Below are 11,957 nucleotides of genomic sequence, written 5' to 3' on the forward strand. Positions count from 1 at the left end.
CCTAGCCGACGTAAAGATCGTCTTCGCCGAGGCGGGCGTCGGCGTTGAGCAACATCGCCGCCTCCTGACGCTTCTCCGGCTCGTCGTGGTTGAACCGCCGGTCGGCCGGCTTCTCATACATCGGACGCCCGCCGGCGATCGCGGAGGCCAGCCGACGCTGACCGGCCAGCAGGCGCTGCTCGGCCCGCTTGCGGTAGCCGTCCCGATCGGCCGGGTCCAGCGCGGCGATGAACGCCTGCGGGTGCACCAGTGCGATCAGACCCGACACGTGGCCGAAGCCGAGGCTGGTCACCAGACCGGCCTTGAGCGGGAACTTGCCGCGCAGGTCCAAAGCCTCACGCACCCAGACGAAGTGACCGGCGGTGGCCAGCTCGTCGTCGACGCAATCCAGGCTGCGGTTGGGCGGGATGACGCCGTCACGCAGCATCTGGCACAGGCCCATCAGCTGGAACGCTGCCGCGCCACCCTTGCTGTGACCGGTGAGGGTCTTCTGGCTCACCACGAACAGCGGGTTGCCAGGCGACCGGCCCATCGAGTCGGCCAACCGCTCGTGCAGCTCGGTCTCGTTGGGGTCGTTGGCCAGCGTCGAGGTGTCGTGCTTGGACACGACCGCGATGTCGTCGGCTCCCACGCCCAGCTTGGCCAGCGAGCGGGCCAGCTGCGAGTCCTTGCCACCGCGGCCGGCGCCGAGGCCTCCGAGCCCGGGCGCCGGGATCGAGGTGTGCACACCGTCGGCGAAGCTCTGTGCGTAGCCGACCACGGCCAGCACCGGCAATCCCATCTTGGCCGCCAGCGCGCCGTTGGCCAGCAGGATGGTGCCACCGCCCTGGGCTTCCAGGAACCCGAGGCGGCGCCGGTCGTTGGCGCGCGAGAACTTCGAATCGCTGATGCCCTTGGCCCGCATCATCTCGGTGTCGGCGGTGGCCGCCATGTCACCGAAGCCGATGATGGCCTCCAGGGTCAGGTCGTCGAACCCACCGGCGACCACGAATTCGGCCTTGCCGAGCCGGATCTTGTCCACGCCCTCCTCGACCGACACCGCGACCGTCGCGCAGGCCGCGACCGGGTGCACCATCGCGCCGTAACCACCGACGTAGGACTGCATGACGTGGGCCGCAACGACATTCGGCAGGACCTCCTGCAGGATGTCGTTCGGCTTGGCCCGGCCCAGCAGGTTGCCGTGGTACATGGTCTGCATCGAGGTCATGCCGCCCATGCCGGTGCCCTGCGTGGAGGCCACCAGGCTGGGGTGCACCCAGCGCAGCAGCTCGGTCGGGGTGAAGCCCGAGGACAGGAACGCGTCTACGGTCGCCACGATGTTCCACAGCGCCACCCGGTCAATGGAATTGGCCATGTCCGGGGTGATGCCCCACACCGTCGGGTCGAACCCGGTGGGGATCTGCGCGCCGACCGTCCGCGACAGCTTGGTCTTTCTCGGAACGCGGATCTCGGTGCCCGCCTTGCGGATCACCTCCCAGTCGCTGGAGTCCGGCACCGGCCGGGCCACGGTGTGCTCGGGATCGAACTCGACGAACGCACGCGCGTCGGCCTCGCTGGACACCACGAACGAGAAGTCCTTGTCGAGGAACACACTGACCAGAAGCGGTGAGGCGTGATCGGGATCGATCGCACCGTCGTCGACGAATTCGCGGATGCCGCACCGCTCGACCACGGCGTCGTGGTAGCGATCGACCAGCTCCGACTCGTCGACCAAGTCGCCGGATTCGGTGTCGTACCAACCGGGTTGGGGATCGTCCTCCCACTTGACCAGTCCGGTGGTCCAGGCCAGCTCGAGCACACCGGCCGCCGACAGCTCGCCGGCCACCTCCATCTCGAAGCGGGTCCGCGACGAACCGTACGGCCCGAGTTCCGCGCCGCCGACGATGACCACCAGGTCGTTGAGGTCGACGTCGAGGTCCGCCCATTCGGGGGGCGGCGCGGGGCTGTAGCCCCGCGGCGGGGACGGCAACGCGGCGATGCTGCCCTCGGCCTCGGGCGCCTCGGGGTCGTCGTCCTCGCCCGAGGCGGATCGCTCGCGGGCCTTGGCGGCCAGCTCGGCCATGTCGAGGTTGGCCTCCCCGAGCCCACCGGTCAGGTCGGCCTTGATCGGCTCTGCGGCGGCCGCCACCTTCGACTCGATGTCGCAGAGGGCCAACAGCATTGCCGCCATCTCGTCCGTCGAGTACGTGGTGACGCCGGCCTCCTCGACCGCATCGACGATGGCGTCGTTGTGGCCCATCAGCCCGGTGCCGCGGGTCCAGCCGATCAGCGCGTGCGCCAGGCTGACCCTTGCCGCCCACGAGGATTCGGCGTGCCAACGACTCACCAACGCGTCGAGCGCCGACTTGGCCTCACCGTAGGCACCGTCACCGCCGAACATTCCCCGGTTGGGTGAGCCGGGCAGCACGACGTGCAGCCGCGATGCGATGTCGCGCTCGGCGCCGATCTTCGACAGCCCGCCGATCAATCGCTGCACCGCCCACAGCAGCACCTTCATCTCCATCTCGGAGCGGGACCCGGCCTCCGACAGGTCGCCGACGACGCGCGGCGCCGCGAACGGGAACAGCAGCGTCGGGGTCTGCGCGTCCTTGATGTGAATCGACTGCGGCCCAAGGCTTTCGGACTGCTCGGTGCCGACCCACTCGACCAGGGCGTCGATATCTGAGTAGGAGGCCATGTTGGCCGCGACCACCCACAGCGCAGCGCCGTAACGAGCGTGGTCGCGATACAGGCCCCGGTAGAACGCCAGCCGCTCGTCGTCGAGCTTCGACGTTGTGGCGATGACCGTGGCGCCGCCGTCGAGCAGTCGCGCGACGACCGACGCCGCGATCGAGCCCTTGGAGGCCCCCGTCACCACGGCGACTTCGTGTGCATACGGGCCGGGATCCGGATTCTCGGCGCCGGCCGCGATCCGGCCGAACAGCGACGCGTGGATCTGCCGGCCCGCGGCCAGGGCCTTGCCCTGCCACCAGGTGGCCTGGGTGGCCACGACATGGCCTGCGCCCTCGAACCTTTCGGACAGCTCCACCCACCGGGCGTCGATGTCGCCCTCGTCGGTCAGCCACAGCTTGACCAGGTCCTCGCGGGCGCTGGCCCACCGGTCGTCGAACAGCACCGCCTTCTTCGGCTCGAACACGGGCGCGACCAGGCGTGGCCAGTCCGCGCCGAGTTCGGCGGTCACCAGGTCGATCAGCTCGGCATCGGTGGCCGCCGGCGACGCGCTGACCGGGTCGTCGAGGCCCAGCTGGTTCAGCACCAGGCGGGCCGCCGACGCCAGCACGCCGTCGCGTCCGGTGATCTGGGCGGTGAATTCGCCCAGCGCGGCCGCGTCGATGGTCGCACCGCCACCGCCACCGCCCGACGACGGCAGCGCGACCGAGATGCCGTGGCGCGCGGCGACGGACGCGACCGCGGCGTCGATGGCCTTGTCGACGGCGGCGGCGTCGGCTAGGGCCCCCTCGTGCAGATGACCCATGGCGCCGCCGCGGACGCTGGTGCCCTCGCGGGTTCCCAGCGCGACTTCGACCGTGACGTGCTTGGCCCAACCCTCGCCCAGCTCCCAGGTCTTCTTGACCCGCTCGGCGATGGCGGCGGGCCGCTTGCCCGACGGCCCCAGCACCGTGCGCAGCTGGTCGTTGATCGCGTCGGAAAGCACTGGGCCGTAAGGCTTGTAGGTGCGCGCCAGCTTGGTCACCTGGGCGCGCAGCCCGGCCAGGTCGGCTTCGGCGGCGCCGTCGATGGCGCCGAGGTTCAGCTCCGAACCCAGGTCCACCAGCAGCTGGTTGCGCCGCGATGAGGCACCGTCGGTGATGGATTCGATGGAGTCCAGCTCCTCGATCTGGTCGATGCGCATCTTGGCCGACAACGCGATCAACGCCAACGTCGCGTCGGCGGCGTCGAATCCGATGTCGTCGGGGCGCGGGCCCGATGCGGCGGCCGCCGGTGCGGGGGCGGCCGGGGCGGCCTCCACCGGCGAACCGGATGCCTCCGGCGCCTCGACCGCGACCTCGTCGACCTCGGGCTCCGGCTCGGGATCGGTGTCGGTCGCGAACAGCACCGCGGCGTCGCGCTCGGCGTTGAGCACTTCGACTGTGCTGTGGGCATATTCGGGGAGCTTGAGCGTGTTGGTGGCCAGCCCGGCGACGGTCGGCGCGGACTTCACGCCGATCTCGACGAACCGCTCCACACCCAGGCCGCCGGCGGCCTCCTCGGTGAACAGCAGGTCCTGGGTCTCGATCCAGCGCACCGGGCTGGCGAACTGCCAGGCCAGCAGCTCGATCAGGACGGTGCGCGCCATCTCGATGCGACGCTCGGCGAGCCAGGTGTCGTAGTCGGCGAGGATGGGGTCGAGCGGCTCGGCCGGCACCAGGTCACGGATCTCCTGGATGAAGTCGCGGTCCAGGGTGAACGGGCGGGGCACCAGGTTGGGGATGTAGCGCCCGATGATGACGTCGGGATCCTTGTCGCGCGGCATGACCCGGTCAAGGGAGCGCCGGAACTCCGCGACGCCCACCCGCAACACCCGCGAGTGGAACGGCACGTCGATGCCCGGCACCAGGATGAACGAGCGCTTGCCGCCGGTGATCTCGCGACGCCGCTCCACCTCGGCCTCCAGCGCCTCGAGCCCGCGGACCGTGCCGGCGATCGCATACTGCGAGCCGCGCAGGTTGAAGTTGACGATCTCGAGGAATTCGCCCGTGCTCTCGGCGATTCCCGCGACGAACCCCGGGACCTCGTCATCGGGGAGGTCGATCTGCGACGGCCGGATCGCCGCCAGCCGGTAGTTGGACCGGCCCAGCTCGTCGCGGGGCACGATGTCGTGCATCTTCGATCCACGGTGAAACACCGTCTCCAGCAACGCTTCCAGCTCATAGATGCCGGTCACGCAGGCCAGCGCGGTGTACTCGCCGACGGAGTGCCCGCAGGCGATCGCGTCTTCGACGAAGGCGCCCTGCTCGCGCATCTCGGCGACCTGCGCCGCCGCCACCGTGGCCATCGCGACCTGGGTGAACTGCGTCAGGTACAGCACCCCCTCGGGGTGGTTGTAGGGCACCCCGCTGGCGATGATGCTGGTCGGGTTGTCGCGCACCACGTGCAACACCGAGAAGCCGAGTGTGTCGCGGGTGAACTTGTCCGCCTTGTCCCACACCTTGCGGGCGGCCTTGGACCGGGCGCGGACGTCCATGCCCATGCCCTTGTGCTGAATTCCCTGACCGGGGAACGCGTAGACGGTGTGCGGGGCCGCCAGGCGTGCCGTCGCTGACATCACCAGGTCGGATCCAACCTTGGCGGTGACCTCCAAAACCTCTGCGCCCTGGTCGATTCCGACACGGTCGACGCGGAAGGCGACCTCGTCGCCGGGACGCACCATGCCCAGGAAGCGGGCGGTCCAGCCGATCAGCCGCGCCGGCGGGCGGGCCTGGCCGTCGGTGGCCGTCACCGCGTGCTGGGCGGCCGCCGACAGCCACATGCCGTGCACGATGGGCGATTCCAGGCCGGCCAGCAGGGCGGCGGCCCGGTCGGTGTGGATGGGGTTGTGGTCGCCGGACACTACCGCGAACGGTCGCATGTCGACGGGCGCGGTGGTGGTGACGTCGCGGCGGCGCCGACGCGGAGTGTCGGTGGCGTTTTCGGAGACCGCGCCGCCGGCGCGCACCGGGTCGGCCAGTTCTGCGGCACCGGTGCGTCCGAGGATCGCAAAGCGCTCGTCGAGGGTCGCGATCACCTCACCGTCGGCGCCGGCGATGGTGACCGAGACGGGAACGACGCGCCCCATGTCGGTGTCGGCGGCCGCCAAAGCCGTTGCGGTGATCGTCAATTGGGCCGGGTTCTTCGGCAGCGCGCCGACCATGTGCGCGGCGTGGTCGAGATGCACCAGGCTCAGCAGCCCCTCCACCACCGGGATGCCGGTTTCGGTAACCGCCGAACCGATTGCGGAGAAGACCGCGGGCCAGCACGGGCCGACCAGGGCGTCGGGCACGGTGGTGAGGCTGGGCGCCAACGGCTCCCCGAAGGTGGCCGTGACACCGGTGTGGTCGGCGACGCGCTCGGGGTCCCAGTCCACCGTGACGGTGGCCGTTCCGTCGGTGACCGGGGGCATGAACTCCGGCCCGTCGACGCCGGCGGCGATCGCCAGCACCGACCGCATGGCCGTGGCGGCGTCGTCGGTGGAGACCACCGGCGTCGCGCCGTCAACGGTGTTGGGGGGCAAGGTGAACGGGATCTCGACCCAGACCCCTGACACCGGGACGCTGAGGACGACGCGGTCGCCTTCGACCTGCAGCCGCGCCCCGGTCGACGAGTGCGTGGCGCGGCGGCTTTCGGGTCCTTCGGAGTCTCCGTGCACCAGCCACTCGGAGGGGTCGGCGATCCGGTGGACCGGGTTGATCGCGGTGCGGCCGGCCCACTGCACGTCCGGGGCGTCCAGCACGACGGCCAACGGCCCGGTCACATCCGCGCGGCCGGTGCGGCGCGACGTGACGGCCGTCGGCTCGATCCCGGCGGCCAGCGCCTCGTCGACGGCCGCCTGCTCGAAGCGGTCCAGCAGTTCACCGACGGGTTCGTCCATTCGGGTGATCCCCGCGACGGCCGCGGTGCCCGGAATGATGCACACCTGGTCGGCGTCGTAGCGGGCATCGTGGGCCTGCCACAGCGAGTCGCTGCGCCACCAGCGCCGCACATCCTTGTCGATGACCGGCACGAAGTTGACCGGCTTGCCCACCGTCTTGCACAGGGTGACGAAGAACGGAACGTCGGCCGGGTGCAGTTGGACGGTCTCGGCGTCGGGGTAGCGCTCGAGCAGCAGATCGATCGCCGCCCCGGGGTTCTCCAGCAGGGCCTCGTCGTTGAAGAGCGTCTCGATGGGGCCGAAATCCTTTGGGTGCAAACGCGCTTCGGCGCGCTGCAACATCTGCTGGAAACGGTCGCGCCAGGTGTCGGCCAGCCACGGGCTGCCCGGTGAGGCGGTGTCGGCGGTGGAATCGCCGTCCCCGATGGCCAGCTCGACGTAGCGCTGCAGCCACTGCAGGTAGGTCATCTCGCCGGCGTCGCCGAAGTACGGCTTGGCGGTGGTGGCCATCGCCGCGATGATCTCGGCGCGGCGCTGAGCCACGGCGTCGGCGTCACCGGCGACCTCGTCGAGCAGCCGTCCGCACCGCGAGGCGCTGTTGTCGATCTCGTGAATGTCCGCGCCGAGCTGGCTGCGGCTGGATGCCATGCCACCGGAGGCTTTCCCGGCGCCGATCCACTGGTCGGTGCCCTGGGTTTCCACCAGCATCCGCTTGACCGACGGCGAGGTCGTGGCCTCCTTGGCCGCCATCGCCGCGGTGCCGACCAGGATGCCGTCGATCGGCATCAGCGGGAAGCCGTAGGCCTGCGCCCAGCGCCCGGACAGGTAGTCGGCCGCCCGCTCGGGCGTGCCGATGCCGCCGCCGACGCAGACGGTGATGTTGGAGCGCGACCGCAGTTCCGAGTAGGTCGCCAGCAGCAGGTCGTCGAGGTCTTCCCAGGAGTGGTGGCCGCCGGCGCGGCCGCCCTCGATGTGCGCGATCACCGGTTTGGTGGACACCTCGGTGGCGATGCGGATGACCGAGCGGATCTGCTCGACGGTGCCGGGCTTGAAGACGACGTGACTGATGCCGACGTCGCCCAGCTCCTCGATCAGCTCGACGGCTTCCTCGAGCTCGGGGATGCCGGCGCTGATGACCAGCCCGTCGATGGCCGCGCCGGACTGACGCGCCTTCTGCACCAACCGCTTTCCGCCGACCTGCAGCTTCCACAGGTAGGGGTCGAGGAACAGCGCGTTGAACTGGTAGGTGCGACCGTCCTCTAGCAGCCCGGAGAGCTCGTCGATCCGGTTGGCGAAGATCTCCTCGGTGACCTGCCCGCCTCCGGCGAGCTCGGCCCAGTGGCCGGCGTTGGCCGCGGCGGCCACGATCTTGGCGTCGACCGTGGTCGGGGTCATGCCCGCGAGCAGAATCGGCGAGCGGCCGGTCAGGCGGGTGAACTTGGTCGAGAGTTTGACCCGGCCGTCGGGCAGGCGAACCAGCGTCGGCGCGTAGCTCGACCAGGCCCGCGCCACCTCGGGGACGGCGCCGACGGTGAAGAGGTTGCGCTGACCCCCGCGGGTGGCGGCGGGCACGATGCCCACACCCAGGCCGCGGATCACCGGTGCGGTCAGCCGGGTCAGGATGTCACCGGGACCCAGGTCCAGGATCCACCGGGCGCCGGCGTCGTTGACGCGGGTGATCTCCTGCACCCAGTCGACCGGGCGCACCAGGATGGATTCCGTCAGTTCCCGGGCCAGGGCGACGTCCAGGCCCACCTTCTCGGCCCAGGCGCCGACGATGTCGATGCCGTCGGCCAGGCGGGGGGTGTGGAAGCCCACCTCGACCTGCACCGGATCGAACACCGGCGAGAAGACGTCGCCGCCCCGCAGCTTGTTCTTCCGGTCGGCCTCTTCCTTCTCCGAGATCTGCTGGCAGTAGAGCTCGAAGCGGGACAGCTGCTCGGGGGTGCCGGTGATGACGACCGAACGGCGGCCGTTGCGGATGGACAGCACGGGCGGCAGGACGGTCCGCACGTCCTGCGCGAACTCGTCGAGCAGCCGGCTGATGCGCTCGGGGTCCGCATTGGTGACCGACACCATCGGCGGCCGGTCGCCCAGCACGGAGATCCCGCGGCGACGGGCCACCAGCGTCCCGGCCGCGCCGATCAGCTGGGCCAACGCCAGCAGCTCGACGTCGCGAGCGGCCCCGCCCTTGAGCGCCTCGACGGCGAGCACGCCCTGGGAATGCCCGGCGACGGCCACCGGCGGCGTCGCGCTCAGATCCATGCCTTGCCGCGCCAGCGCGCGCACGGCCGCGATCTGGGTGAGCAGCACGCCCGGGATCGATACCGCGGCCGAGGTCAGGTGCTTGTTCGACGGGATCGGGTCCTCGGCGGCCAGCGCGCGGACCCACGTCAGCGGCTCGAAGCCGATGGGACGCACCACGACCAGCTCTTTTGCCACCGGCTCGAGGAGCAGTTCGACCTCACCGACCAGCCCCGCCAGATCCGATTCGATGCCGGCCGACGACACCAGTTCTTCGAGGGTCTCCAGCCAGGCGCTGCCCTGGCCACCGAACGCCACGGCGTAGGGCTCACCGGCCGTCAGGCGGTCGACAAGAGCGTGGGTGTCCCCGGCTGGGTGCTTGCCTCCCTGCGGGCCCTGCCCGTCGCGCTCGGCGGACACCCGGTCATGCTCGTGGATTGTCACCTTCTCTGTCTCCCCTGGTATGCGTCTTTACGTCTCGGTTCGTATGGGCGGTCACCACCAGAGGGTGGGCACTCGCCAGTGCTCCTCGATGCGGTGTGGTTCAGCGTCGAATCACAGCCGGGAAACGGCGGCCGGTGCGTTGTCGGCGACCGCCCGGATGGCGCTGAGCGGTGCGACGGACTTCATCGGCTGTACTAAGAGTGTCATAAGATTCCACCCCCGTTTTGCGTGGTGATCGGTTACTGGCGAGTTCTACGCATGGGTAACCGTGTCCTGGGTAACACGGGGTTTGACCGGCGGCGCGGACGCGATTCCCAAACCTGCTGCATGCAGGTGGTTACGGTCGAGTAGCTATAACTGCGCAGATCAAAGCAGTTTTGTTATCGAATCGTTATATAAATTTTTGGGGCCGCGGAGCGCCGTCTGAGCGGCATCACCGATGCCGACCGCCGGGCGGGCACACCGAGCCGGCGCGAAAATGAGCGAACGAGTGTTTGCTGGGCTTTCTAAGAGTCCGCGTCCCGGTCGGACCGGACGACGATGTGGGGCAGCTAGGCCCACTGCCCGAATTGGGGCTTGAGGATCTCGTTGATGTCCACGCCCACCCCGCCGACGCTGCGTTTGTCGATCTCAACCTGGTGCAAGTGGGCGGCGGGATGGGCATACCCCTTGGGCGAGCCCCAGTTGTGCTGCCAGAAGTAAGAGCCCAAACCGTCGTGCAGTGCCCAGTCGATGGTCTTCGAATTGGCGTACACGCCTGTGCGCTGATGGCCGATGACCGACTCCCACGACCGCAGGTACGGCGCGATCTGGCTCTTGTACTGCTCGTAGGAGGGGTCGTCGTCGATCGAGGCATAGATGGGCGCCGTGGCGGGGCCGCCGGCCGCGGCGTGGAGCTGCATTCCGCGTTGCGCGTGCTGCAGGCCGGCGTTGGCGCCGCCCAGCCAGTCCGCGGTGTTGCCCTTGCCGTACTGGTAGCAGGAGACGATCTTGAGTCCGTTGCTGTGGAGGTCGCGCGCTTCGGCGACCTGGATCGGCTTGCCGAGCATCCACTTCCCACCGGGCCGTCGGTCCGAGACGTACCGGATCGATCCCACGGCGCCCGCGGCGCGGATCTCGCTGGCCGGAATGACCCCGGCCGCGTAGTCCAGCAGGGTGCCCAGCGACGCCGAGGCCGGCGCGGCATCCAACGACGCACCCGCGGCGCCCAGACCCAGCAGGGCGGGCGCCGCGGCCGCGTATTTGAACAGGTCGCGCCGCGAAACCGATGACACAAGCCACAGGGTACGACACAAACCCCATGTGACACATTGGTCACACTGATCACATGTGCGTCACGGTGCCGCATCGGTGCTGCAGCGCGCCCGCCGCGCCCAACATCGCGTAGGGGCCGGTCACCGCCATGAGGCTCAGCAGCGCGCGGACCCTGGGGTCGCCGCGCTTGAGATGTCTCAGCTCCAGCAGGGCGTTGATGTTGTCCAGCGTGTCGACCATCAGGCCGATGTATTGCCAGCGCCGCCGGTTGGGTTCGTCGCTGCCGAGATAACCGATGCCCAGGGCCAGGGCACGGGCCCCGAAAATGCGGATCAGATACTTGAGCTCCGTGGACAGCATGTGATCGGGCACCCCGTTCATGCGAGTCTGGGACGCCGGGTAGGCAAACGCCGTGGCGCCCAACAGGATCCGACCGACGGCGGCGGCGGCGAACGCGCGGCGCAGGCCCGCGGGCTGCGGCGCTGAGGCTGGTTTCGTTGTTGTGGTCATGCAATGCAGTCTTCGCCGCGCAGGTAAGTAGGTCGATTACCTTCGAGGTAGTGGTTTAGCTCCACGCAACGGCGTTAGGTTCTTCACGATGCCTGGGAGTACAGCGGGTCTGGCGGTGCGCGAGTGGCGCACCCGTCGGCGATTGAGCCAGATGGAACTCGCGCATCAGCTAGGTGTGTCGCCCCGCCACCTCAGTTTTGTCGAGACCGGCCGGGCCAATCCCAGCCGCGCGTTGTTGCTGCGCATCGGCGAGTCCCTGGACCTGCCGCTGGCCGCGCGCAACCGACTGCTGCTCGACGGCGGCTACGCACCGATGTTCGGCGAGCACACCCTGGACGCCGAACGCATGAGGCCGGTGAAGGCGGCCGTCGACTCGGTACTGGCCGGCCACGCCCCGTACCCGGCCATCGTCACCGATGCCTGCTGGAACCTGATAGCGGGCAATGTGGGGTGCGTCGTGCTCGCCGAAGGGGTCGACGCCGAACTGCTGCGCCCACCGATCAACGTCATGAGGTTGTGCCTGCACCCGCGGGGATTGGCGCAGCGGTTGCTCAACCGCGCCGAGGTGCACGCCGCCATCCTGGGCCGGGTTCGCCGGCACGCGCAGGCCACCGCGGCCCCGGACATCCGCCGTCTCTACGAGGAGCTCTCGAGTTATCCGGTGCCCAAGGGCGGCGACCGCGGCGAGCGGACCGGCGAGCTGTACGTGCCGTTTCAGATGCTCACGCTGGACGGCACCGAGCTCCGATTCGTCAGCATCATCGCCACCTTCGGCAGTCCGCTCGACATCTCCGTGGAAAGCCTGATCATCGAGTCGTTCTTTCCCGCGGACCCGGCGACCGGCGACTACCTGCGCGGTCTCGACGGTGATTGGAGGCTGCGCGCGATCGCTCAGCAGCACCCGCAGTTGCTTCCCTACATCGGCTAGCGTCAGCGC

4 protein-coding genes are annotated in these 11,957 nt (G+C 69.5%); 1 reads left to right on the forward strand and 3 read right to left on the reverse strand.

Features of this window, described 5'->3' with window-relative positions; all coding sequences use genetic code 11:
* Position 1 precedes the first annotated feature (1 nt).
* From QGN30_RS20340 to QGN30_RS20350, 3 genes are all read right to left on the reverse strand, one after another.
* Positions 2-9,256, reverse strand: a complete 9,255-nt coding sequence (locus QGN30_RS20340) for a type I polyketide synthase (RefSeq protein ID WP_248923570.1) — start codon at positions 9,254-9,256, stop codon at positions 2-4.
* A gap of 551 nt (positions 9,257-9,807) precedes the next feature.
* Positions 9,808-10,530 (reverse strand): DUF1906 domain-containing protein, encoded by a 723-nt coding sequence (locus tag QGN30_RS20345; protein WP_009957520.1) that lies wholly within the window; start codon positions 10,528-10,530, stop codon positions 9,808-9,810.
* A gap of 49 nt (positions 10,531-10,579) precedes the next feature.
* The gene (locus QGN30_RS20350) at positions 10,580-11,020 is read right to left on the reverse strand and encodes a hypothetical protein (protein WP_009957522.1); all 441 of its coding nucleotides are present in this window, start codon (positions 11,018-11,020) and stop codon (positions 10,580-10,582) included.
* Positions 11,021-11,108: 88 nt separating this feature from the next.
* Here QGN30_RS20350 and QGN30_RS20355 point away from each other — a divergent pair, with 88 nt between their 5' ends.
* Positions 11,109-11,948 (forward strand): helix-turn-helix domain-containing protein, encoded by an 840-nt coding sequence (locus QGN30_RS20355; protein WP_080552575.1) that lies wholly within the window; start codon positions 11,109-11,111, stop codon positions 11,946-11,948.
* Positions 11,949-11,957 lie beyond the last annotated feature (9 nt).

Origin of the sequence: Mycobacterium sp. 3-98 (assembly GCF_035918355.1) — a bacterium.
Lineage (GTDB): Bacteria > Actinomycetota > Actinomycetes > Mycobacteriales > Mycobacteriaceae > Mycobacterium > Mycobacterium intracellulare.